Origin of the sequence: Citrobacter sp. wls619, from assembly GCF_005281345.1 — a bacterium.
In the GTDB taxonomy this organism is placed as follows: Bacteria; Pseudomonadota; Gammaproteobacteria; order Enterobacterales; family Enterobacteriaceae; genus Citrobacter.
On sequence record NZ_SZXJ01000099.1, the window covers coordinates 67,664 to 92,471 of the forward strand.

Below are 24,808 nucleotides of genomic sequence, written 5' to 3' on the forward strand. Positions count from 1 at the left end.
GTTGTGTTGCGTGTTTGTTGTGTTTCTTATTTTTCAACAAACTATGCTGCGCTACGGTAGCCAGGAGGTCAATAAACGTGCAGAAATTTCACGTTACAGAGGGTGCAGGACAGGAGCAACTGACGGGCCAGATGACAGGCCCGTCGGAATGACGAAAGGGTCAGAAGCTTTGATCGACGCGAGCAAGCCCGTCTGCCAGCGTGGCGGATTCCCCGGTGGCCACCAGACAGCAAGCCATCTGAATTTTCAATGAGGCCGGTATCGGCTCGCTTCCGGCCAGACAGCGTTCTATCCAGCGGGCGGTCGTCTCCGGATCTTTTGCTACCGGCAGTGGGACTGGCTCGTCAGGCATTTCACTCTGGCGGTCCTGTAGCACACGCACTCCCGTCGGGTCTATCAGGCTAATCTGCGGGCAGCGTTGCGGGTTGGCATACACTTCGCCTTCCGTGCCGTGCATCAGCAGACCACGGCCGCCAATGTCGCCGAAAAATTTCGCCACTCGCGAGACATATTCAGGATGAGAAACACTGGCAAGACGCAGCGCGGCATCTTCTGCAAACGGTGTGGCCAGCTTCGCCAGCGTATGCGCACTGTTGCGCACGCCCATTCTCCAGCGCATCGCCAGTTGCGTCTCCAGCGGCGGACACAGCGCACGCACCGGAATAAACACCGGTTCATGGCCATCCAGTTTTGCCTGTGCCTGGCCGGCATGCAGCGTGGGCATGATCCCCATCAGGTCAAAAATGGTTTCTGTCAGCACGCGGGTTGGATCTTCGCTGACGCCGTGTACCAGCACCGGGAATCCCAGTTTATGCAGTAAAATAGCCAGCAGCGGCGTCAGATTGGCCTGCTTGCGCGCGCCATTGTAACTGGGGATCACAATAGGCATGGGTTTGGCAACAGGCGGCGTCAGGCGAATGGTATGGTTTTGCATCGCTTCATAAAAGCCCAGCATCTCCGCTTCTCCCTCGCCTTTAATACGCAGCGCAATCAGCACGCCGCCCATCTCAAGGTCAGGGACATCGCCATTCAACATATGGGTATACAGTCCGCGAGCAGTATCCTGGTCCAGGTCACGCGCGTGATTTTTACCTCGCCCAATCTCTTTGATGATTTTGCGGTAATCCATCGATAACTCCTTTCCTGTTGCTCGCATCGTTAACGCCGACGGCGGCGCGTGGGTTTCGCTTTTTCTTTTGGTTTTACTATAACGTCTGGCACAGCAGGTTGCTCTATCGGAAAAATGGGTAACGCATTCAGTAAACGCTTGCCATAGTTTTTGGTCAACAACCGCTTATCGTAGATCACGACTTCACCCCAGCAGCCATGGCTACGAATGAGTCGCCCAACTTGCTGGATCAAATTGAATGACGCTGCCGGTAAGCTTTGCACCTCAAAAGGGTAGCGGTTCAGGCTTTTCAGCCACTCGCCCTCAGTGAGCACTACCGGACTGTCGATGGGCGGAAAGGCGATTTTGTGAATATGTACCTGGGTCAGCAATTCGCCTTTCAAATCCAGACCTTCGGCAAAAGATTGCAGTCCGACCAGTACGCTGCGTTCGCCGTTTTCTACCCGCTTTCGGTGTAACTCCACCAGACGATAGCGCGGCTGGTCACCCTGTACCAGCAGCAGCAAGCGCAGATCGGTAACATGCTCAAGAAAACGCTGCATCGCCCGCCCGCTGGCAAAAAGCACCAGCATGCCCTGATGCTTTTTACTTTCCAGTTGCTCGCGGAAATAGGCCGCCATTTCCGCAATATGCTGCTCTTCGTTCTCCATCAACGGTTCGTAACGCATCTTTGGAATGACGATTTTGCCTTGCTCGACATGGTTAAACGGTGAATCCAGCGCGACAAAGCGGTCTCCCGCTTTTTCTTTCAGACCGCTCATCTCCTGCAGACGCGAGAAGCTATTGAGAGAACGGAGCGTGGCAGAGGTCACAATAATATGCGGTACGCTACGCCACAGCAGTCGTTCGAGCTGATCGCTCACGCGGATCCCGACACAATGGAACCAGACGTGGATCTGCCCATCGCGCACCTCGCGCGTTGCCCATTTACTCACCGGCGCGCCTGACGACTGCGCCAGCGACGCCAGACGCCACAATTTGCTTTGCGCCTCGAACATGCCCAATGCCCGGTTCATCTGCAAAATAACCCGATGCAGGCGCACAATATCGTGGGTACCGGTTTTTTCACTGAGATCGTTGAGGAACAGTTCTGCCAGGCCGCGCAGCATTTCCGTCAGTTTCGCCAGTCGCTGGCAGATTTCCATCACTTCATCAGGCAGTTCTCCCATTGCAAAGCGGTGTTCCGCTTCCTGCGTGGCGGGCATATAGAGATTAAGGATGTTATTAAGTGAAGCAATCAGCTCATATAGCTCTTCACAGTGGCCGTTCAACCGCTCGGCGTTCGCCAGCGGCGGCGTGGTTTTCGGGCGGAACTGCTCCATGCAGGTTGCTACTAATTTGCAGAACAGATCCAGCTGAAGTCGATACCAGGGGGCACTGATTTCCGCACTCATCTCCAGCGCATCGCGGGCGACGTCGGGCAGATGGTGGCCTTCATCAAGGACTAACAGCAGGTTTTTCGGCTCTGGCAGTACGGCTTCGCTTTCCATTGCCGCCATCACCAACGCGTGGTTCGCCACCACCACTTCAGCTTCCTGAATCTCGCGGCGGGCGACAAAGAAAGGGCATTCACGATAGTAGTGGCAGTTGCGGTTCAGACAGCTCGCTTTATCGGTGCTCAGACGCTGCCAGAGTCCGTCATCAATGGCGATATCCGTGTGATCGCGCAACCCGTCCCATTTATAGCTGTCGAGATCGCCTTTCAGCCTGGCGCAGCGCTTTTGTTCTTCCTGGTTATTGGGCGTCAGGTCATCGTCGAGAAAGGCCAGCAGATCCTGTTGATTGGGTTCGGTACTCGCCAGCGCAGCCAAATTGCGCGGGCAGACATAACGACCACGACCAAAAGCAGCGGTAAAACGCAGATCGGGGATGATTTTACGCAGTAGCGGCAGGTCTTTGCTGTAGATCTGATCCTGCAGCGCGACGTTAGCGGTACTGACCACCAACGTTTTCTGTTCTTCACGCGCAATGGCGATACCGGGGATCAGGTAAGATAACGTTTTCCCTACACCGGTCGGTGCTTCAATCGCCAGATGCCGTCCCTCTTCCCCTGCCAGCGTTTTCGCGACATCGGCAATCATCTGCCGCTGCGGTGCTCGGGGAATAAAGTCGGGGATCTGTTCCTGAAGCGCCTTGTACCAGGCGGCTATTTGCGCTTTTAGCGCCGCGGTTAATGCCATGAGAAAACCTGAAATACTGTATAAACAGCCACCATTGTGGCACATTTCAGACGCTCAATGTACCTTTTTCCCCCATTCTGGAAAGTGGCTCGCAGCACTGGCTTAAATTGCCGGATGTCGGCTTACACGCCTTATCCGGCCTACAATCCGGGTTCGCGCCTTATTCGGCACATTGCAAGCCGAATAAGGGTGTCGGTTAATAGTACCCCAACAACTTCCACCACAGCATGCCCACGGCAAAAATGATAATCACATTCGCCGTCACCACGCAGAGGTTGATTTTGTAAAAGCGCGGACGTTCAAAATACCCCTGGGCAAAATAGATGGGGCCTGGCCCGCCACCGTACTCCGTATTGCCCCACATCAGGTTGCTGAAGATACCAAAACAGATAGCGACCATCATCGGCGGCGCGCCTGCTGCGATCGCCGTTGCCGCAAAAGGGGCATACAGTGCAGCGACATGCCCGGTCGCCGTGGCAAAGAGATAATGAACGTAAATATAAAGGATCCCCAGCATAACAAAGGATTCTATCGCGCCAAATCCCTGAATACCGCTGCCCAGTTTTATCGTCATCCATTTAATAAAGCCCAGATCGGCAAGTCCGGTCGCGAGGCTAATAATGACGCTAAACCAAATCACCGTATCCCAGGCCGCGTGGTCATTGAGCAGGCTTTTCCAACTGACTGCGCCAGAGGCGAACAGATAGGCGGCCAGCCCCAGCCCAACAGAGGTCGCCGATAATCCCGTGATCAAGCTGGTGCCCCAGCCGACCAACGCCAGCACAAAGCCAAAGGCGACCTTTTTCTCGTTGCTGCTCATCGCACCGAGTTCACCCAACGCCTGCTTGCCCATCGCTTTTGCTTCTGGCGTCCGCTTAAGCTCAGGGTCCAGCAATTTATAGACCAGAAGCGGCATCAGGCAGAAACAGACCATCGCCGGAACCACCGCGGAAATAAACCATCCGCCCCAGGTTATCTCAACGCCTAACGAGGATTTTGCCAGACTGGCCACCAGCGGATTCGCCGCCATCCCGGTGAGGAATATCGCCCCGGTAATCGGCGTAAACTGAAAGCACACCATGGTTAAGAAATCGCCGATGCGCTTGCCAGTTACCCCAGGCGCAGAGCCCAGAACGTCATTGATTGAACGGGTGATGGGAAAAATTATCCCCCCGGAGCGGGCAGTAACCGACGGCATTGCCGGGGCCATAATCAGATCGGACACCCCCAGCGAGTAGGCGATACCCAGGCTGCTGCCGCCAAAAAGCGACAGCATTTTGTACGCGATACGTTTCCCAAGCCCTGAGGTAACAAACCCCAGAGATAGGACATAAGCGCAGAAGATAAGCCATACCGTGCCGGAAGCAAACCCGGAAAGCGCTTTTGCCTCTGGCAAGGTTTTGGTAAAAATGACCACGCAAAGCGCAATCAACATCACCGCCCCCGACGGGAGCGGTTGGGTAAGAATAGCGGCAATGGTCGCGGCAAAAATGGCAAACATATGCCAGGCCTGAGGCGTCAGACCATCAGGTACGGGATAAAACCAAATGATCCCCCCAATGGCCAGCGGTATCAGGAACGACAGAATGGATTTTCCCGCGACAGAATTCGTTGACATAAAAATATCCTTATTCCGTTAACCCGAGAACCGTCATTTCTGCGACAGATATTTGGCCAGCACCTGATCGACCATCGCGGGTGCCATTCCCAGGTAATTCGCCGGGTCGGTCAGTTCTTCAATCAACTGTGGGTCCAGTCGTTCACAGACGGATGGCATCGCATTCAGCACATCCGCCAGTCGTCCCCCGTTTTCATTGACGATACGACAGGCGTCATACACGACGTCATGCGCATCCTGACGACCGATATACGGTGCCAGTCCCATCATGACTGCTTCCGCCACAATCAGCCCGTTGGTCATGCCGAGGTTACGTTTCATCGCAGCCTCATCAACCACCAGCCCCGCTAACATAAAGTTGGCCTGATGCAATGCCCCGGCGCTGAGGACGAAACTTTCCGGGATAGCAATCCATTCCGCATGCCACGGTCCGGTCGCCCGCTCCAGATCCTGCACCATCGCATCCAGCATCAGTCCCGCTTGCTGACGTACGCCTTTCGCACAGGCCAGCATCAACTCGCTGGAAATGGGGTTACGTTTCTGCGGCATAGTGCTGCTGGCTCCGCGGCCTTTGACAAACGGTTCATACAGCTCACCAAACTCGTTTGATGCCATCAGCATCACGTCATACGCAATTTTGCCCAGCGAACCGGTCATTACCGCCAGCAGGTTTACGGCTTCGGCAAAACCATCACGCGCAACGTGCCAGGTGGAGGTCGGTACATTGAGTCCCAACTCTTCCATCATGGCTTTTTGTACCGCCAGCCCTTTATCCCCCAGCGATGCCAGCGTACCGGCCGCACCCGCAAACTCGCCTACCAGTACACGCGGACGCGCCTGGGTAAGACGTTCCGCGTGGCGTTCAAACATATCCAGCCAGATGGCCGTTTTGTAACCGAAGGTCACGGGCAAAGCCTGTTGTAAATGGGTTCTCCCTGCCATCGGCGTATCACGGTAGCGGCGTGAAAGATCGGCCAGCGTTGCACGGAGTTTGTCCATATCGGATTCAATGAGCGCAAAAGCATCACGAATTTGCAGGACCACTGCGGTGTCCATAATGTCCTGAGTGGTTGCCCCCCAGTGCACATAGCCACCGGACTCGCCAGCCTGTTTAGAAATCTGGTGCACCAGTGGTAGGATCGGATAACCCACAATTTCGGTTTCATGGCGCAATAAATCAAAATCGAGCGTGTCAGCATTACATTTTTCTGCAATTTCCTGCGCCGCAGATTCGGGTATCACACCGCAGCGTGCCTGGGCTTTGGCTAATGCCACTTCCACTTCCACGTATTTGCGCACCAGCTCGCGATCGTCAAACACCGCGCGCATCGCCGGTGTGCCGAAAGAATCCCTGAACAGAACAGAATCAAGTACATTCGAAGCCATAAATCCCCCTGGAAAATCTGATAATGATAAGATGCGTGTTTACGGCAGTTTGTTGGATATTCAAATGCCGCCATAATGTCCAGACATAAATAAATGTCCGTACATTTGAATGTACGGACATTTATAGTATTCATAAGAAATGTAGGGAATAGTCCGTACAAATTTTCGTGATAAAGATCACTAATATTTTGATGAAACTGCGATGAAAGAATCTCTGTACAAGCGAATAGCACGTGAACTGGCGCAGCAAATTGCGGTGGGAACTTTTGCCCCCGGTTCGCTGTTTCCTACGGAAATGGAACTGTGCGAAACATGGCAGGTCAGCCGCCACACCATGCGTGAGGCGCTAAGGGAATTAACAGAGCAAGGTCTGATTTCACGGCGTAAAGGTGCAGGAACACGCGTTTGCGAACCACAGGCAAACGGTGTTAATCACCCGCTATCGCATCTGGAAGATCTGTTACTGCTGGCAAAAAACAACCTGCGCGTGATTAAGAAAATCGACGAGATTGTGGCGGATATTGAGCTTTCCCAGATGATTGGTTGCCCGCCAGGCTCCCGCTGGCTGCACATTGCCAGTACGCGTGAAGATGCGCAGAACCCGGATGCGCCAATCTGCTGGACCGACAGTTACGCCAGTACGGATTACGCCAAGCTGCGCACGTACATCCGCGACGATCCGCACTCGTTAATTAGCGATCTGATCGAAACGCATTACGGCATTAAAAGCCATGAAGTTCACCAGACGATTACGGCCGTCGGCGTGCCCAGGAAGATGGCAAAAATCCTTAACGTCGCACCTGATTCTCCGGCGATGAGAATTGTGCGTCGCTATCTGGACAGGGAAGGAAAGGTTTTTGAAACGACGATTTCGATTCATCCGGCAGGACGCTATACCTGCTCAATCGTACTGAAATCGCAAAGTTCCGGGGAATGATGCATTGCGTATCCGACCTACGCGACAGGCAGGCCGGATAACACGTTTACGCTGCCATCCGGTAGCGTAACTTACTGTGCAGATGAAGGTTTGCGTGGACGACGCGGCGGACGAGGCTTATCGCCCGCCGGTTTGCCTTCGCTGCTACGCGGTTTCGCTTTTGGCGCACCGCTATCCTGACGACGCGGCTGCTGCCCGCGACCCGCACCACCCTGACCACGACCACCGCCGCCACGCTGCTGACGTCCGTTCTGGATCGGCTCAGCTTTGATTGACGGGTCTGGCTCATAGCCCGGGATCGCAATACGCGGGATCTCTTTTTTCAACAGCTTCTCGATATCACGCAGCAACTTGTGTTCATCAACGCACACCAGCGACAACGCTTCACCGGTTGCCGCCGCACGGCCGGTACGGCCAATACGGTGCACGTAATCTTCCGGTACGTTTGGCAACTCGTAGTTCACAACATGCGGCAGCTCTTCGATATCCAGCCCGCGTGCTGCAATGTCGGTCGCCACCAGCACACGAATATCCCCGGATTTAAAGTCAGCCAGCGCACGCGTACGCGCCCCCTGAGATTTATTGCCGTGGATCGCCGCACTGCGAATACCGTCTTTGTTCAACTGTTCTGCCAGATGGTTCGCGCCGTGTTTAGTACGGGTAAATACCAGCACCTGCTGCCAGTTACCCTGACCAATCATCTGCGACAGCAGTTCACGTTTACGTTTTTTATCCACGAAATGCACATGCTGAGTCACCTGCTCTGACGCGGTATTACGACGCGCCACTTCAATTTCCAGCGGATTGTGCAGCAGCTTTTCGGCCAGCGATTTAATGTCGTCAGAGAACGTAGCCGAGAACAGCAGGTTCTGACGTTTTGCCGGCAGTTTAGCCAGTACGCGACGAATATCATGGATAAAACCCATATCCAGCATGCGGTCGGCTTCATCCAGCACCAGGATCTCAACCTGATCCAGCTTCACCGCATTCTGGTGTTCCAGATCGAGCAAACGTCCCGGCGTTGCAATCAGTACATCCACACCACCGCGCAGTTTCATCATCTGCGGGTTAATGCTGACGCCGCCAAAAACCACCAGCGAGCGAATATTCAGATACTTACTGTAATCACGCACGTTTTCGCCAATCTGAGCCGCCAGTTCGCGGGTTGGCGTGAGGATCAGCGCACGTACCGGACGACGGCTTTTGCCATGCGGCTGATGGGTAATGAGATGTTGTAACAGTGGCAGGGTAAAACCTGCCGTTTTACCCGTGCCGGTCTGGGCGCTGGCCATCAGATCGCGGCCTTCCAGCACGGCAGGGATCGCCTGCTGCTGAATAGGGGTAGGTTCACGGTAACCCTGCTCGGCAACGGCACGTAAAATATCAGGGTTTAAACCAAGGGAATCAAAAGACATAACAACTCCGAACCACCCTGACCGTTACCGGTGTCGTTTTCAGGGAGATACATATAATAGAGATGACAAAAACCACAATGTCATGAAGGGGCGGAGTGTAGCAGTTTTTGTGATATACCGCATAAATTTCCCGCCCACGGAAAATACGTCGACAGACTGGACAAGGTGACGTATGAGTCATAATCTTAATCAATCGATTGATTAAGTTCAGAGTCGCGCAATGAATACACCCACCATGACAACCAAAGGTGAACAGGCGAAAAATCAGCTCATTGCCGCCGCACTGGCGCAATTTGGCGAGTACGGCCTGCACGCCACTACGCGTGATATTGCGGCTCAGGCCGGACAAAACATTGCGGCCATCACCTACTATTTTGGCTCAAAAGAAGATTTATATCTCGCCTGCGCCCAGTGGATTGCTGATTTTATCGGCTCGCAGTTTCGCCCTCACGCGGAGGAAGCAGAGCGACTGTTTGCTCAGCCAACGCCAGACCGGGCCGCGATGCGCGAACTTATCCTGCGCGCCTGCAAAAATATGATCATGCTGTTAACCCAGGACGACACGGTTAACCTGAGCAAGTTTATTTCACGCGAGCAGCTTTCCCCTACCGCCGCGTATCAACTGGTGCATGACCAGGTTATCAACCCACTGCATACCCACCTGACACGCCTGATCGCCGCCTATACTGGCTGCGATGCCCATGATACCCATATGATCCTGCACACCCACGCCATACTTGGCGAGGTGCTGGCCTTTCGCCTGGGTAAAGAAACGATTCTGTTACGTACGGGCTGGTCACAATTTGATGAGGATAAAACCGCGCTGATTTACCAAACGGTCACCTGTCATATCGATCTTATTCTGCAAGGTTTAACGCAAAGGAGTCTGGAGTCATGAAAAAACCTGTCGTTCTTGGGCTGGTTATCGCGGCCCTCGTTGCCGTGATTGCCGGTGGAACGTGGTGGTATCAAAGTCGGCAAGATAACGGCCTGACGCTGTACGGCAACGTCGACATCCGTAGCGTCAACCTGAGTTTTCGCGTCGGTGGCCGGCTGGCCTCGCTGGCGGTTGACGAAGGCGATGCCATTACCGCAGGCCAGGTGCTGGGCGAACTGGATCACGCCCCGTATGAGAACGCGCTGATGCAGGCGAAAGCCAATGTTGCCGCCGCCCAGGCGCAGTACGACCTGATGCTGGCAGGTTATCGGGAAGAAGAGATCGCGCAAACTGCCGCGGCGGTAAAACAGGCGCAGGCGGCTTATGATTACGCGCAGAATTTTTATAATCGCCAGGTAGGATTGTGGAAAAGTCGCACCATCTCCGCCAACGATCTGGAAAATGCCCGTTCATCGCGTGACCAGGCGCTGGCCTCGTTAAAAGCCGCGCAAGATAAACTCACACAATATCGCAGCGGTAACCGTGTGCAGGATATTGCGCAGGCAAAAGCCACGCTCGAACAGGCTCAGGCTGAACTGGCACAGGCTGAGCTTAATTTGCATGACACCACGCTAACCTCACCGTCAGACGGCACGCTGCTTACCCGTGCGGTCGAACCCGGCAGTATGCTCAGCGCAGGCGGTACGGTACTGACGCTGTCGCTCACCCGCCCGGTCTGGGTGCGCGCCTATGTTGACGAACGTAATCTGAGCCAGGCGCAGCCGGGACGTGAAATTTTGCTCTACACCGACGGTCGGCCGGACAAACCGTATCACGGTAAAATTGGCTTCGTGTCACCTACCGCAGAATTTACCCCGAAAACGGTGGAAACCCCGGACCTGCGTACTGACCTGGTTTACCGTCTGCGTATTGTCGTGACCGACGCAGACGATGCGCTACGCCAGGGAATGCCGGTGACGGTAAAATTCGGTACCGAGGCGCGGCATGAATGACGCTGTCATTACGCTGAATGGTCTGACGAAACGCTTTGCCGGGATGGAAAAACCGGCGGTTGCCCCACTCGACTGCACCATTCATGCAGGCTACGTCACCGGGCTTGTCGGGCCTGATGGCGCCGGAAAAACCACGCTAATGCGGATGCTGGCAGGTCTGTTAAAACCCGATGACGGTAGCGCCACCGTGATCGGCTTTGACCCCATCAAGGACGACAGTGCGCTGCATGCGGTACTGGGCTATATGCCGCAGAAATTTGGCCTGTATGAAGATTTAACCGTCATGGAGAACCTCAATCTCTATGCCGATTTGCGCAGTGTCACCGGCGAAGCGCGAGAAAAAACCTTTGCCCGCCTGCTGGAATTTACCTCGTTGGGGCCATTTACCGGGCGTCTGGCTGGCAAACTTTCCGGTGGGATGAAACAGAAACTGGGGCTGGCCTGTACGCTGGTCGGCGAGCCCAAAGTGTTGTTGCTTGATGAGCCAGGTGTCGGCGTCGACCCCATCTCCCGTCGTGAACTGTGGCAAATGGTGCACGAACTGGCAGGGGATGGCATGTTGATCCTCTGGAGTACCTCGTATCTGGATGAGGCAGAGCAGTGCCGTGATGTGCTGTTGATGAACGAAGGCGAACTGTTGTATCAGGGCGAACCGACGCGACTGACGCAAACCATGGCGGGCCGCAGTTTCCTGATGAGCAGTCCGCAGGAAAACAACCGTCGGTTGCTGCAGCGGGCATTAAAACTACCGCAGGTCAGCGACGGGATGATTCAGGGTAAATCGGTACGTTTGATCCTGAAAAAAACAGCCACTGCGGACGATATTCGTCGGGCGGACGGGATGCCGGAGATTAACATCAGCGAAACGACGCCCCGCTTCGAGGATGCCTTCATTGATTTACTGGGTGGTGCCGGTACGTCGGAATCACCGCTGGGCGCGATCCTGCATACGGTTGAGGGAACGCCTGGTGAAACGGTGATCGAAGCCAAAGCACTGACCAAGAAATTTGGTGATTTTGCGGCCACCGATCATGTGGATTTTGCCGTACAACGTGGTGAGATTTTTGGCCTGCTTGGGCCAAACGGTGCCGGTAAATCCACCACCTTTAAAATGATGTGCGGTCTGCTGGTCCCCACCTCCGGCAAAGCGCTGGTGCTGGATATGGATCTGAAAGTCAGCTCCGGCAAAGCGCGCCAGCATCTGGGTTATATGGCGCAAAAATTCTCCCTGTACGGCAACCTGACGGTTGAGCAGAATCTGCGCTTTTTCTCCGGGGTCTACGGTCTGCGCGGCCGTGCGCAGAAAGACAAAATTGGGAGTATGAGCGAGGCATTCGGCCTGAAAAGCATCGCGTCTCACGCCACCGACGATCTGCCGCTGGGCTTTAAGCAGCGCCTGGCACTGGCCTGCTCGCTGATGCATGAACCCGATATCCTGTTCCTCGATGAACCCACTTCCGGGGTCGATCCCCTCACCCGTCGGGAGTTCTGGTTGCATATCAACAGCATGGTGGAAAAAGGCGTCACGGTGATGGTGACCACCCACTTTATGGATGAGGCGGAATACTGCGATCGTATCGGGTTGGTGTATCGCGGCAAACTGATTGCCAGCGGTACGCCGGACGACCTGAAAGCTCAGGCTGCCGACAGCGACACGCCGGATCCGACCATGGAGCAGGCGTTTATTACGCTAATCAATGACTGGGATAAGGAGCATACGCATGAGTAACTCCGCTCTCTCCTGGCGTCGCGTACGTGCGCTGTGCGTAAAAGAGACGCGCCAGATCGTCCGCGATCCCAGTAGCTGGCTGATTGCCGTCGTGATCCCGCTGCTGCTGCTGTTTATCTTCGGCTACGGGATCAACCTCGACTCCAGCAAGTTGCGGGTGGGGATTTTGCTTGAACAGCAAAGCAAAGAGGCGCTGGACTTTACCCATACCATGACCGGCTCGCCCTATATTGATGCCACCATCAGCGATAACCGTCAGGAATTGATTGAGAAAATGCAGGCCGGACGCATTCGCGGGCTGGTGGTGATCCCGGTAGATTTTGCCCAGCAGATGGCGCGACCCAACGACGTGGCGCCCATTCAGGTCATCACCGACGGCAGTGAGCCAAACACGGCTAACTTTGTGCAGGGCTATGTCGAAGGTATCTGGCAGATTTGGCAAAAGCAACGGGCGGAAGACCGGGGTGAATCGCTCGAGCCACTGATCGATGTGCAGACCCGGTACTGGTTTAACCCGGCGGCCATCAGCCAGCATTTTATTATTCCCGGGGCGGTTACTATCATTATGACGGTCATTGGCGCGATCCTCACCTCGCTGGTGGTAGCGCGTGAGTGGGAACGTGGCACCATGGAAGCGCTGCTGTCTACCGAAGTCACCCGCGTCGAACTCCTACTGTGCAAACTGATCCCCTATTACTTTCTGGGCATGCTGGCGATGCTGCTGTGTATGCTGGTATCGGTGTTTATTCTTGGCGTGCCCTATCGTGGCTCGTTGCTGATCCTGTTTTTTATTACCAGCCTGTTTCTGCTCAGTACGCTCGGCATGGGGTTGCTTATTTCCACCATCACTCGCAACCAGTTTAACGCCGCGCAGGTCGCGCTGAATGCCGCCTTCCTGCCCTCCATTATGTTGTCGGGATTTATCTTCCAAATAGACAGCATGCCCGCGATTATTCGGGCGGTGACCTACATTATTCCGGCTCGTTATTTCGTCAGCACGTTGCAAAGCCTGTTTCTGGCGGGAAATATTCCAGTGGTGCTGATTGTCAACGTGCTGTTTTTAATCGCTTCGGCAGTAATGTTTATCGGCCTGACGTGGCTTAAAACCAAACGTCGGCTGGATTAAGGGGACGGGCATGTTTCATCGATTATGGACATTAATTCGCAAAGAGCTGCAATCGCTGCTGCGTGAGCCGCAGACGCGGGCCATTCTGATTTTACCGGTACTGATTCAGGTCATTCTGTTCCCGTTCGCCGCAACACTGGAAGTCACTAACGCCACTATCGCTATCTATAACGAAGATAACGGTAAACATTCGGTGGAATTAACCCAGCGTTTTGCCCGTGCCAGCGCCTTTACCCATATTCTGCTGCTGAAAAGCCCACAGGAAATCCAACCCACCATCGACACGCAAAAAGCACTGCTGCTGGTACGCTTCCCGGCAGACTTCTCGCGTAATCTGGATACTTTCCAGCAGGCGCCCATGCAGCTCATTCTCGATGGGCGCAACTCCAACAGCGCGCAGATTGCCGCGAATTATCTGCAGCAGATCGTTAAGGCGTATCAGCAGGATCTGATGGACGGCAAGCCGAAACCGAACAACAGCGAGCTGGTCGTGCGTAACTGGTATAACCCTAATCTGGATTACAAATGGTTCGTGGTTCCGTCGCTGATCGCCATGATCACCACCATCGGCGTGATGATCGTCACCTCACTGTCGGTCGCCCGCGAACGCGAACAGGGCACACTTGATCAACTGCTGGTTTCCCCACTGACGACCTGGCAGATTTTCATCGGTAAAGCGGTGCCCGCACTGATTGTTGCCACCTTTCAGGCCACCATCGTACTGGCCATCGGCATCTGGGCCTATCACATCCCGTTTGCCGGTTCACTGGGTTTGTTCTACTTCACGATGGTGATTTACGGGTTGTCGCTGGTGGGATTTGGCTTGCTGATTTCGTCACTGTGCGCGACACAGCAGCAGGCATTTATCGGCGTCTTTGTCTTTATGATGCCGGCGATTTTGCTGTCCGGATATGTCTCTCCGGTCGAAAATATGCCGGTATGGTTGCAAAATCTGACATGGATAAACCCGATCCGTCACTTTACGGACATCACAAAACAGATTTACCTGAAGGATGCGAGTCTGAAGATTGTCTGGGGAAGTTTGTGGCCGCTATTGGTGATAGCGGCCACAACAGGCTCAGCGGCGTATGCGATGTTTAGACGCAAAGTGATGTAACTTTTTGTCTTTCGCCAACAGCGAGACCACTGCGGGTCCGGCAAGGATCGCCAGCCCCGCCAGCGCCAGTAACACGTTGTTTTGCAGCACACGCGACAGCAGCCACAGTACGATCATTGCCGCACCGAAATACCACGTGGTCGTCAGTTCTTCCAGCACGTCAGCCACATCACGCCAGCGCTGTTCATGGTGACGTTGCAATGCCAGCATTAAGATAACCGTTACGCCATACACGACGCATAATCCCAGGCCGACGTGCACCAGCTTGCCGCTCATCCAGCCCATTACCAGCAACGCCACTACCAGTAAATGCAACACAATCTGCCAGCAACTTAGACCCGTTGCGACACGAACACGTTGTTGCCACCTCATGGCTTTTCTCCTGAAGGATTTTTAACTAATTATTCAGAGTACCGGACTTTACGGAAAATTCCGCAACACCGCATCTTTTTGTGACGGCGACTACACTATTTATTTCGCCACAGAATTCACGATACGGTCAAAACCCCCGCATCCCGAAGGATGACGGAGAGAGTCAGGAAAGTGACGCCAACGGGAGAATCATGAGCGAATCAGCAGACCGATTTTCATTCAATGTGCTCACCATTAATACTCACAAGGGTTTCACCGCCTTTAACAGGCGCTTTATTTTGCCCGAGCTGCGGGATGCCGTCAGGGCAGTTGGCGCAGATATTGTGTGCCTGCAGGAAGTGCTGGGCGCTCACGACATACACGCACTGCAGATAGCAAACTGGCCGGATACCAGCCACTATGAGTTTCTGGCCGACAGCATGTGGAGCGATTTCGCCTACGGGCGCAATGCCGTGTATCCACAGGGGCATCACGGCAACGCCGTGCTATCGCGTTACCCCATTGAACATTATGAAAACCGTGATGTATCCGTTGGCACGAGTGAAAAGCGTGGTGTGCTTTACTGCCGCATTGTGCCGCCGATGCTTTCCCGCCCGATTCATGTGATGTGCGTCCACCTCGGTTTACGTGAAGCCCATCGCCAGGCACAGCTCAGCATGCTGGCAAATTGGGTCAATGCCCTGCCCGACACGGACCCCGTGGTGGTTGCTGGCGATTTTAACGACTGGCGACAGCAGGCGAATTATCCGTTGAAGAGCCAGGCCGGTCTTGACGAGATTTTTACTCGCGCTCACGGTCGCCCGGCACGAACGTTCCCGGTGCGATGTCCTCTACTGCGCCTCGACAGGATCTATGTAAAAAATGCTAACGCCAGTATGCCAACCGCGCTGGCGCTGCGACACTGGCGACATTTGTCCGATCATGCTCCCCTGAGCGCGGAGATTCGTGTATGAAAACTGGCTGGCGTGAAGGCAATCAAATTCAGCTCCTGGAAAACGGCGATCAGTACTATCCCGCCGTCTTTCACGCGATTGAACAGGCGGAGCAAAAAATCATTCTGGAGACCTTTATCTGGTTTGAAGATGCGGTTGGGAAACAGCTACATGCCGCGTTACTCGGCGCTGCCCAGCGAGGAATCAAAGCGGAGGTGCTGCTGGATGGCTACGGCTCGCCGGATCTTAGCGACAGCTTTGTTGAAGAGTTAACCGCGGCGGGTATTGTTTTCCGTTATTACGATCCACGCCCTCGTCTGTTCGGGATGCGCACCAATCTGTTTCGCCGGATGCATCGCAAAATTGTGGTCATTGACGATCGCATCGCCTTCGTCGGCGGCATTAATTACTCCGCCGAACACATGTCTGACTACGGGCCGGAAGCCAAGCAAGATTACGCTGTGCGTATTGAAGGCCCGATTGTGGTTGATATTCTTACCTTCGTACTGACGAGCCTGCCGGGACAAAGCGCCGTACGCCGCTGGTGGCGGCGGCATCACCGGGCAGTCGACAATCATCGCCCCGGCGAAGCGCAGGCGCTGTTCGTCTGGCGTGATAACGAGGAACATCGCGATGATATTGAACGCCATTATTTGAAAATGCTCGCGCAGGCAAAGCGGGAAGTGATTATTGCCAATGCCTATTTCTTCCCCGGTTATCGTCTGTTGCATGCACTACGTAAAGCGGCACGACGCGGCGTACGGGTAAAACTCATCGTTCAGGGCGAGCCTGATATTCCCATTGTGAAAGTGGGTGCCCGGTTGCTGTATAACTATCTGGTCAAAGGGGGCGTCCACGTCTACGAATATCACCGCAAGCCGCTGCATGGCAAAGTGGCGCTGATGGACGATCACTGGGCTACCGTCGGCTCCAGCAATCTTGACCCGCTCAGTCTGTCGCTGAATCTGGAAGCCAATCTCATTATTTATGACCGCACATTTAACCAGACCCTGCGCGACAACCTGAACCCTATTATTGCGCAGGACTGCCAGCGGGTAGACGAATCCATGCTGCCAAAACGAACCTGGTGGAACCTGACCAAAAGCGTATTGGCATTTCACTTTTTACGCCACTTCCCGGCACTGGTCGGTTGGCTACCGGCACACACTCCACGCCTGACTGAAGTGGAGCCGCCGGCACAACCCGCGATCGCAACACAAGATCGCATTCACGCTGAAGATGCTGGAGGAAAAACCTGATGGCGAAGTCGGGCGAACAAGCGGCGGGTAAAAAACGAGGAGGCGATGGTTAAATCATCGTGACTTTAGTGCCGGATGCGGCTTAACGCCTTATCCGGCCTACTTTCGTTGCAAAACCGTAGGCCGGACAGGCGCAGCGCCATCCGGCGACAAGCATTATCGACGATTGCCGAAGATACGCAGCAACATCAGGAACAGGTTGATGAAGTCCAGATACAGCGTTAACGCGCCGAGGATCGCATACTTGCGCAGATTCGAACTATCACGCAGGTCGATCTGCTCACCGATGTTTTTCAGCTTTTGCGTATCGTAGGCCGTCAGGCCGACAAACACGATCACCCCAATGTAGGTCACTGCCCACATCAGCGCTTCGCTCTTCAGCCAGAAGTTAACCAACGAGGCCAGAACGATACCAATTAACGCCATAAACAGCATGTTACCCAAGCCGCTGAGATCGCGTTTAGTGGTGTATCCGTACAGGCTCATGATACCGAACATCCCGCCGGTCACCACGAAGGTGCTGGCGATAGACGAGTAGGTATAAACGATAAAAATACTCGATAGCGTCAGCCCGGTTAGCGCCGAATAGAGCATAAACAGCGTCGTTGCCATTCCGGCACTGAGCTTTTGCACCATTCCCGACAGGACAAATACCAGCGCCAGTTGCGCAATGATCAGCCCAAAGAAGGTAATTTTGCTGGAAAAGACAAACATCATCACCGCAGGCGTATTCGCCGCGTACCATGCAATAAACGCCGTCAGTAACAACCCACAGGTCATCCAGCCGTAGACCTGCGCCATGTAGGTTTGCAGGCCAGAACGGGCCTGCACAATAGAATCGGATCGTGGGAATCGGTCCATGACAATCTCCTGAGTCAGTATGTGTCTAAACCAATTGTACTCTACCAGCGTTTTGCTGCTTGCTTATCGCTGTCGCGGGCGTCGACCCAACGTTCACCTTCCGGCGTGGCTTCGCGTTTCCAGAACGGCGCACGCGTTTTCAGGTAATCCATAATGAACTGCCCGGCATCAAACGCGCTACTACGATGCGCACTGGTCACACCGACAAAAACAATTTCATCGCCCGGCCACAGTTCGCCAATGCGATGGATCACCGTTACCCGGCCTAGCGGCCAGCGCGTACGCGCTTCGTCGACGATTTCCGCCAGCGCTTTTTCAGTCATCCCCGGATAGTGTTCCAGCGTTAATGCTTGCACGCTGTCACCCAGATTATGATTGCGGACTTTACCGGTGAAGGTGACCACCGCGCCGTCTTCATCGCGCCCGGCAAGCCAGGGGTATTCGTCACCGACGCTGAATGGCGCATGCCCAACAACAATTCGCGTTTCAGCCATTTTAGCCTCCGGTCACTGGCGGGAAGAAAGCCACTTCATCACCCGCCCTGAGAGGATGATCAAAGCTGACCAGCGTCTGGTTTACCGCCGCCAGCAGCTTGCCATCTTCCAGCGCCAGTGCCCAACGATCGCTTTTGCCCGCCAGATGCTGACGCAGTGCTTCTACCGTTGGAAATTCAGCCGTCACCTCTAGCGCATCGGTGTTGACCAGTTCGCGCACCTGGGCAAAGAAAAGAACCTTAATCATGTGCATCCACCTTAAAATCCCCCGACTTGCCGCCGCTTTTTGCCAGCAGACGTACCGGACCAATTACCATATCCTTTTGTACTGCTTTGCACATGTCGTAAATGGTCAACGCCGCAACGGAAGCCGCCGTTAATGCTTCCATTTCAACGCCGGTTTTTCCCGTCAGCCGACATAGCGTTTCAATGCGAACACGGTTGTGTTCTGGTTCGGCCTGCAGGTTGACTTCAACCTTGCTGAGCATCAGCGGATGGCACAGCGGGATCAGATCCCAGGTGCGTTTAGCCGCCTGAATACCCGCAATGCGGGCCGTAGCGAAAACATCACCTTTATGATGGCTGCCATCAATAATCATCGCCAGCGTTTCACTGCGCATGGTCACGAATGCTTCAGCTCGCGCCTCGCGTACCGTCTCTGCTTTGGCAGAAACATCCACCATGTGCGCTTCACCAGCGGCATTAATATGGGTTAATTGCGACATACTTATTTCTTCAAATGTGGGTGGAAGTTACACGGACGTGTACGGGCATCGAGCTGCGGCGCAATAATATTTTCCCAGGCGGTACGACACGCTTTGGTCGACCCCGGCATGGCGAAAATCAGCGTCTTATTTGCCACCCCGGCAACCGCACGAGACTGCAGCGTCGCCGTACCAATCTCTTCAAAGGAGAGCATGCGAAATACTTCGCCGAAGCCTTCGACTTCTCTGTCAAACAGCGGCAGCAGCGCTTCCGGTGCCTGATCGCCTTCGGTTAAACCGGTACCGCCAGTAATGAGCACGACTTGCACATCGTCACTGGCAATCCACGCAGAAACCTGAGCGCGAATCGCATAGCGGTTCTCTTTGACAATCGCCTTATCAACAATCTGATGACCCGCTTCTTGCGCCGAATCACGCAGATAATGGCCGGAAGTGTCATCTTCTTCGCCACGACGGTTGGAAACGGTAAGAATAGCAATGCGTGTCGGGATAAATTCAGCGCTTACCTGACTCATGAGAAACTCCTTTTAGCGATCAGCCGCCAATGTAAGATAAGTTTTGCGTAATACCGGTATTGTTCTGATGCAGGAAATGGGTCTGCTTTTTCTCCAGCAACGCGGCAGAGATACGTTCTTCAAGCGCAGCCTGCTGGGCGTCGTCGGTCAGCAAATCACGCAAGTTCACCCCGCCTTCACCAAATAAACACAGATGAAGTTTGCCGACGGATGAAACACGCAGGCGATTGCAGGTGGCGCAGAAGTCTTTCTCATAAGGCATGATCAGACCAATTTCACCGGCATAATCAGGATGGCAGAAAACCTGAGCCGGACCGTCGCTGCGCTGGCGTAACTGGTGGATCCAGCCGCGCTTAAGCAGTTCATCGCGCAGTACCTGCCCGGAGATATGGTGTTTGCGGAAGAGAGAACTGCCCTCACCCGTTTCCATCAGTTCAATAAAACGTAGCTGAATTGGCCGCGGTTGAACCCAGGCCAGGAAGGTGTCCAGTTGATGATGGTTTACATCGCGCATCAGCACGGTGTTGACTTTCACTTTTTCAAAACCGGCATCGAAGGCGGCGTCAATCCCCGCCATCACCTGCTGAAACTTATCCTGCCCGGTAATGGCGTGAAACTGACGGGCATCGAGGCTGTCGACGCTGACGTTAAGTGCCGTCAGCCCGGCATCGCGCCATGCAGCAGCATCGCGCGCCAGACGATAACCATTGGTGGTTACCGCAATCTGACGAATCGCGTCGTTTTCACGTACGGCAGCAATAATGTCGGTAAAATCGCGACGCAGTGACGGTTCGCCACCTGTCAGACGCACCTTTTCCGTTCCCAGACTGGCGAACGCACGTGTGACGCGGCGAATTTCATCAACGGTCAAAAAGCCGTTATTAGTCACACCACCTGGCTTATAGCCATCTGGCAGACAGTAGGTGCAACGAAAGTTACACACATCGGTAATCGACAAACGCAAGTAGTAAAACTTACGCGCGAATGCATCGGTAAGTTGAGAGCCCATGTACACCTTTCCAAATACGGGAGGCGAAGTCATTTCTTCCTGCGCCCTGGTGACAATCGTATTCACGTATCGTCACGGCCAAAGCACCGTATCATTTGACCCAGGTGCAGAGGCTAGAGTGTTTATACTCGTCATGCTTCGAGTACATTGTGGTTATGCCGATACTAGCGTGTAAATGACACTTTTGCCATGTACACTTTCGCTGTATAAATATGTATATAGCGACATGATCGTGCAATTTCGCTACAGAATAAGCAAAAACCATGGTTTTGCATTGATATACATCATCTTGCTATCAGGTGGATGTCGTCAGAAAGGGGTAGATCGCAGAAAATTATTTTCTGCCGATGGCGACTGGATAATTGCTGAAAACACGCTATTTACGTTACTGTAGCGCCGATCAATTGATATCAGGAATAACTATGCGCACTCGTACGCTGGCAGATCTGGATCGCGTTGTCGCTCTCGGCGGAGGGCATGGATTAGGACGCGTTCTGTCGTCACTTTCCTCTTTAGGTTCACGCCTGACGGGCATCGTCACGACCACCGATAACGGTGGTTCCACAGGGCGAATTCGCCGTTCAGAAGGCGGTATTGCCTGGGGAGACATGCGGAACTGCCTTAACCAATTAATTACCCAACCAAGCGTTGCATCGGCGATGTTTGAGTACCGTTTTGGCGGTAATGGCGAACTTTCCGGTCATAACCTCGGAAATCTGATGTTAAAGGCGCTCGATCACCTCAGCGTGCGGCCTCTGGAAGCCATCAATTTAATTCGCAGCCTGCTAAAAGTTGATGCACATTTAATTCCCATGTCAGAACTGCCGGTGGACCTGATGGCGCTCGACGATCAGGGACATGAAGTGTATGGCGAAGTAAATATCGACCAGCTCACTACCCTGCCGCAAGAATTAATGCTCTCACCTAAAGTTCCCGCCACACGAGAGGCGATTGAAACCATCGCGGAAGCGGATCTGATCCTGATAGGACCGGGGAGTTTTTATACCAGCCTGATGCCGCTACTACTGCTTGACGAAATGGCGCAGGCATTACGTCGCACACCGGCGCCAATGGTTTATATCGGCAATCTGGGACGCGAACTTAGCCTGCCTGCCGCCAGCCTGACCCTTGCCGATAAGCTGGCTATCATTGAGCAATATGTTGGTAAGAAAGTGATTGATGCGGTGATTGTGGGGCCAAAAGTCGATGTTTCGGCCGTTACCGACCGCATTGTAGTTCAGGAAGTGCTGGAAGCCAGCGACATTCCCTACCGTCATGACCGTCAATTGCTGCATAGCGCGCTGGAGAAAGCGGTGCAGGCGTTAGGTTGAACGTATTTGCCCGATGCGCTGCGCTTATCAGGCCTACAGGTGCGCTTGTAGGCCGGATAAGGGGTTTACCCCGCATCCGGCACCCACTTACGATGCCGCGATAAACAATTCACGCAACTGATGCAACTGGTCACGGATCTGCGCGGCCTCTTCGAACTCAAGGTTCTGCGCATGCTGCATCATCTGACCTTCCAGCTCGTGAATCTTCTGCTGCAGCGCTTTCGGCGTCATATCCAGCTCAACAACCTCGGATTTCGCCCCGGCACGCGACTTCCCTTTACCTTTCGCTTTGGTCTTCGCAATATTCTGACCCAACGCCAGAATATCAACGACTTTCTTGTTCAGCCCCTGTGGCGTAATACCGTGCTCTTCGTTATACAGTTGCTGCTTCTCGCGACGACGTTCGGTTTCACCAATGGCCTTCGCCATCGATGCGGTAATTTTATCGCCGTAGAGAATCGCTTTACCGTTGATGTTACGCGCCGCTCGACCGATGGTCTGGATAAGCGATCGTTCCGAACGCAGGAACCCTTCTTTGTCTGCATCCAGAATCGCCACCAGAGAGACCTCTGGCATGTCCAGGCCTTCTCGTAACAGGTTGATACCCACCAGCACGTCAAACTCGCCCAGGCGCAAATCACGGATGATTTCCATGCGTTCGACGGTATCAATGTCGGAGTGCAGATAGCGCACCCGTTCGCCGTGTTCTTCGAGGTATTCGGTGAGGTCTTCCGCCATGCGTTTGGTCAGCGTCGTCACCAGCACGCGTTCGTTAATCGCCGCGCGAATGCGGATCTCAGACAGCAGATCGTCGACCTGCGTCGCCACCGGACGCACCTCAATGACCGGGTCCAGCAGCCCGGTGGGCCGCACCACCTGATCGACCACATCATCACCGGATTTCTCCAGCTCATAATTACCCGGTGTCGCTGAAACATAAATGGTTTGCGGCGCCAGCGCCTCGAACTCTTCAAACTTCAGCGGACGGTTATCCAGCGCCGACGGCAGACGGAATCCATATTCAACCAGCGTCTCTTTTCGTGCCCGGTCGCCGCGGTACATCCCACCAATTTGCGGAATCGTAACGTGGGATTCATCCACCACCAACAGGCCATCGGCGGGCAGGTAATCAAACAACGTCGGCGGCGGCTCGCCCGGACCGCGTCCGGACAGATAGCGGGAATAGTTTTCAATACCCGAGCAGTAACCCAGCTCGTTCATCATTTCCAGATCGAACTGCGTACGCTGGCTTAAACGCTGTTCTTCCACCAGCTTGTTGTTCGCCAGCAGGATTTTGCGGCGATCCGCCAGCTCGACTTTAATTTCTTCCATAGCCTGCACAATACGTTCGCGCGGCGTCACGTAGTGGGTTTTCGGGTAAATAGTGAAGCGCGAAATCGTGGATTCAACCTGCCCGGTTAGCGGGTCGAACAGCGACAAGCGCTCAACTTCTTCATCAAACAATTCGACGCGCAGCGCGATATCGTCAGATTCGGCCGGAAAGATGTCGATCACCTCACCACGCACGCGGAACGTCCCGCGCTGGAATGCCTGATCGTTACGCGTGTACTGCAGTTCAGCCAGCCGGCGCAGGATCGCGCGCTGGTCGATAATCATCCCCACCGTCAGGTGCAACATCATCTTCAGATACAGATCCGGATCGCCCAGACCGTAGATCGCGGAAACCGAGGCCACCACCACCACATCCCGCCGTTCAAGCAGAGCTTTGGTCGCCGACAAACGCATCTGCTCAATGTGTTCGTTGACCGAGGCATCTTTCTCGATGAAGGTATCAGAGCTCGGCACGTAGGCTTCCGGCTGATAGTAGTCGTAGTAGGAGACGAAATACTCAACCGCGTTATCCGGGAAGAACTCTTTCATCTCGCCGTACAACTGAGCTGCGAGGGTCTTGTTAGGGGCCAGCACCATCGTCGGACGCTGTAAATCCGCAATCACGTTGGCGATAGTGAATGTCTTCCCCGACCCTGTCACCCCGAGCAGCGTCTGATGCGCCAGACCATCCTCCAGCCCTTCTTCCAGGCGACGAATCGCCTCAGGCTGATCGCCAGAGGGTTTAAAAGCGGAATTCAGTTTGAACGGTTTACTCATGAGCAGCTACCTGAAGCAATGGGCGGGCAGGTGTGTAATTTTACTCGCAGCAGTATATTTTGCCAGTAAAATATACTGGATGAAAAAACAGTAACGCACCAGAATATTTCTGTTACGCCCTCAGAATGCCCGTCAGAGCAGGCTAAAATTTTGGCACTGGCAAGATAAAACACCAGTAAAAATGTGTTATCCCCAAACCAATGACTTTTTTAACATTTGTCAAGACGGCAGATGAAAGTTTTATGGCAACGCATGACACTTCCGCGACAGCCATTGCTTTTATCTAACATTCTGTATTTCAATAACTATTCTCTCGAGCCGTCTTTCGCATCAATTTAGTCGCAGGCCGCGTCTTCTCTCGCTTACATTGTGTTTTCTAACTCTAATACACAAGGTTATCCACAGGAATAGTGGATAACTGCCTCCAGCCCGTGCTGACTGCCGCCTGGCAAAAACACCGACGTGCCCTTTTCGGGTGGGATAAAAAAAAATTATCGCCATTTTTTTATATTTATCAGCTAACGAAGCCCTGGAGGCGGTCGAGATCTTGCTCGCATTTTCACCATTTACCTGCCTGCACCATTCCGACGCGACCCGGCACTGGCAGTGTGCGCAAAATTAACCCGGATCGCTAAAAACCAGACATCGCTGCCGGTGGATCACGCTATCCCGCT

The 24,808-nt window shown here is 54.0% G+C and carries 22 protein-coding genes and 1 riboswitch; of the genes, 9 read left to right on the top strand and 13 right to left on the bottom strand.

Translation table 11 applies throughout. The features are described 5' to 3' along the window. Positions 1–160: 160 nt before the first annotated feature. The 4 genes from ybiB to FDX19_RS21595 form a co-directional block, all read right to left on the bottom strand. Positions 161–1,129, bottom strand: a complete 969-nt coding sequence (gene ybiB, locus FDX19_RS21580; RefSeq protein WP_137384325.1) for a DNA-binding protein YbiB — start codon at positions 1,127–1,129, stop codon at positions 161–163. Between the two features lie 29 nt (positions 1,130–1,158). Next, positions 1,159–3,309: an ATP-dependent DNA helicase DinG gene (gene dinG / locus FDX19_RS21585; protein ID WP_137384326.1), complete on the bottom strand. Its 2,151-nt coding sequence runs from the start codon at positions 3,307–3,309 to the stop codon at positions 1,159–1,161. Between the two features lie 196 nt (positions 3,310–3,505). Continuing rightward, positions 3,506–4,927: a DASS family sodium-coupled anion symporter gene (locus FDX19_RS21590; RefSeq protein ID WP_137384327.1), complete on the bottom strand. Its 1,422-nt coding sequence runs from the start codon at positions 4,925–4,927 to the stop codon at positions 3,506–3,508. 33 nt (positions 4,928–4,960) lie between these two features. Next, positions 4,961–6,313, bottom strand: a complete 1,353-nt coding sequence (locus FDX19_RS21595; protein ID WP_137384328.1) for an adenylosuccinate lyase family protein — start codon at positions 6,311–6,313, stop codon at positions 4,961–4,963. A 202-nt stretch (positions 6,314–6,515) separates the two neighbouring features. On the opposite strand from FDX19_RS21595, the gene FDX19_RS21600 reads away from it, so the two are divergent. Further along, complete coding sequence (locus tag FDX19_RS21600) at positions 6,516–7,250, top strand: GntR family transcriptional regulator (protein WP_137384329.1); 735 nt, start codon at positions 6,516–6,518, stop codon at positions 7,248–7,250. 71 nt (positions 7,251–7,321) lie between these two features. On the opposite strand, the gene rhlE is transcribed toward FDX19_RS21600, so the two are convergent. After that, positions 7,322–8,665, bottom strand: a complete 1,344-nt coding sequence (gene rhlE, locus FDX19_RS21605; protein WP_137384330.1) for an ATP-dependent RNA helicase RhlE — start codon at positions 8,663–8,665, stop codon at positions 7,322–7,324. 220 nt (positions 8,666–8,885) lie between these two features. Here rhlE and cecR point away from each other — a divergent pair, with 220 nt between their 5' ends. From cecR to FDX19_RS21630, 5 genes are read left to right on the top strand one after another with little or no spacing between them, the layout of a single operon-like run. Next, complete coding sequence (gene cecR / locus FDX19_RS21610) at positions 8,886–9,563, top strand: transcriptional regulator CecR (RefSeq protein ID WP_137384331.1); 678 nt, start codon at positions 8,886–8,888, stop codon at positions 9,561–9,563. Next, a complete protein-coding gene (gene hlyD, locus FDX19_RS21615; protein WP_137384332.1) occupies positions 9,560–10,555 on the top strand; it encodes a secretion protein HlyD in 996 nt (331 codons plus the stop codon). The genes cecR and hlyD overlap by 4 nt, the downstream gene beginning before the upstream one ends. Then, complete coding sequence (locus FDX19_RS21620) at positions 10,548–12,284, top strand: ATP-binding cassette domain-containing protein (protein ID WP_137384333.1); 1,737 nt, start codon at positions 10,548–10,550, stop codon at positions 12,282–12,284. Before hlyD ends, FDX19_RS21620 begins: the two co-directional genes overlap by 8 nt. Further along, positions 12,277–13,410, top strand: a complete 1,134-nt coding sequence (locus tag FDX19_RS21625) for an ABC transporter permease (RefSeq protein ID WP_137384334.1) — start codon at positions 12,277–12,279, stop codon at positions 13,408–13,410. The genes FDX19_RS21620 and FDX19_RS21625 overlap by 8 nt, the downstream gene beginning before the upstream one ends. 10 nt (positions 13,411–13,420) lie before the next feature. Further along, positions 13,421–14,527, top strand: coding sequence for an ABC transporter permease (locus tag FDX19_RS21630; protein WP_137384335.1), 1,107 nt, complete (start codon positions 13,421–13,423; stop codon positions 14,525–14,527). On the opposite strand, the gene FDX19_RS21635 is transcribed toward FDX19_RS21630, so the two are convergent. After that, positions 14,489–14,899 (bottom strand): YbhQ family protein, encoded by a 411-nt coding sequence (locus tag FDX19_RS21635; protein WP_048212208.1) that lies wholly within the window; start codon positions 14,897–14,899, stop codon positions 14,489–14,491. The two genes, FDX19_RS21630 and FDX19_RS21635, sit on opposite strands and share 39 nt — an antisense overlap. A gap of 191 nt (positions 14,900–15,090) precedes the next feature. On the opposite strand from FDX19_RS21635, the gene FDX19_RS21640 reads away from it, so the two are divergent. Next, positions 15,091–15,852, top strand: a complete 762-nt coding sequence (locus FDX19_RS21640) for an endonuclease/exonuclease/phosphatase family protein (protein WP_137384336.1) — start codon at positions 15,091–15,093, stop codon at positions 15,850–15,852. Further along, positions 15,849–17,090, top strand: coding sequence for a cardiolipin synthase ClsB (clsB, locus tag FDX19_RS21645; protein ID WP_137384337.1), 1,242 nt, complete (start codon positions 15,849–15,851; stop codon positions 17,088–17,090). Before FDX19_RS21640 ends, clsB begins: the two co-directional genes overlap by 4 nt. Before the next feature lie 156 nt (positions 17,091–17,246). Here clsB and FDX19_RS21650 read toward each other — a convergent pair whose 3' ends face one another. From FDX19_RS21650 to moaA, 6 genes are all read right to left on the bottom strand, one after another. Further along, complete coding sequence (locus FDX19_RS21650; protein ID WP_137384338.1) at positions 17,247–17,951, bottom strand: Bax inhibitor-1/YccA family protein; 705 nt, start codon at positions 17,949–17,951, stop codon at positions 17,247–17,249. Positions 17,952–17,992: 41 nt separating this feature from the next. After that, entirely contained in the window at positions 17,993–18,445 is a 453-nt protein-coding gene (gene moaE / locus FDX19_RS21655) for a molybdopterin synthase catalytic subunit MoaE (RefSeq protein ID WP_137384339.1), read from the bottom strand. Position 18,446: 1 nt separating this feature from the next. Continuing rightward, positions 18,447–18,692 (bottom strand): molybdopterin synthase sulfur carrier subunit, encoded by a 246-nt coding sequence (gene moaD / locus FDX19_RS21660; RefSeq protein ID WP_137384340.1) that lies wholly within the window; start codon positions 18,690–18,692, stop codon positions 18,447–18,449. Continuing rightward, positions 18,685–19,170: a cyclic pyranopterin monophosphate synthase MoaC gene (gene moaC, locus FDX19_RS21665; RefSeq protein ID WP_137384341.1), complete on the bottom strand. Its 486-nt coding sequence runs from the start codon at positions 19,168–19,170 to the stop codon at positions 18,685–18,687. Before moaC ends, moaD begins: the two co-directional genes overlap by 8 nt. A 2-nt stretch (positions 19,171–19,172) precedes the next feature. After that, positions 19,173–19,685, bottom strand: coding sequence for a molybdenum cofactor biosynthesis protein B (gene moaB, locus FDX19_RS21670; protein WP_115643677.1), 513 nt, complete (start codon positions 19,683–19,685; stop codon positions 19,173–19,175). Positions 19,686–19,704: 19 nt separating this feature from the next. Next, entirely contained in the window at positions 19,705–20,694 is a 990-nt protein-coding gene (gene moaA, locus FDX19_RS21675; RefSeq protein ID WP_115602345.1) for a GTP 3',8-cyclase MoaA, read from the bottom strand. Beyond that, positions 20,682–20,827, bottom strand: a riboswitch (molybdenum cofactor riboswitch). It overlaps the preceding gene by 13 nt. Positions 20,828–21,116: 289 nt before the next feature. Between moaA and yvcK the strand changes: the two genes are divergently transcribed. Further along, positions 21,117–22,025 (top strand): uridine diphosphate-N-acetylglucosamine-binding protein YvcK, encoded by a 909-nt coding sequence (gene yvcK / locus FDX19_RS21680; protein ID WP_137384342.1) that lies wholly within the window; start codon positions 21,117–21,119, stop codon positions 22,023–22,025. A gap of 87 nt (positions 22,026–22,112) precedes the next feature. On the opposite strand, the gene uvrB is transcribed toward yvcK, so the two are convergent. After that, positions 22,113–24,134, bottom strand: coding sequence for an excinuclease ABC subunit UvrB (gene uvrB, locus FDX19_RS21685; RefSeq protein WP_137384343.1), 2,022 nt, complete (start codon positions 24,132–24,134; stop codon positions 22,113–22,115). Positions 24,135–24,808: the final 674 nt, after the last annotated feature.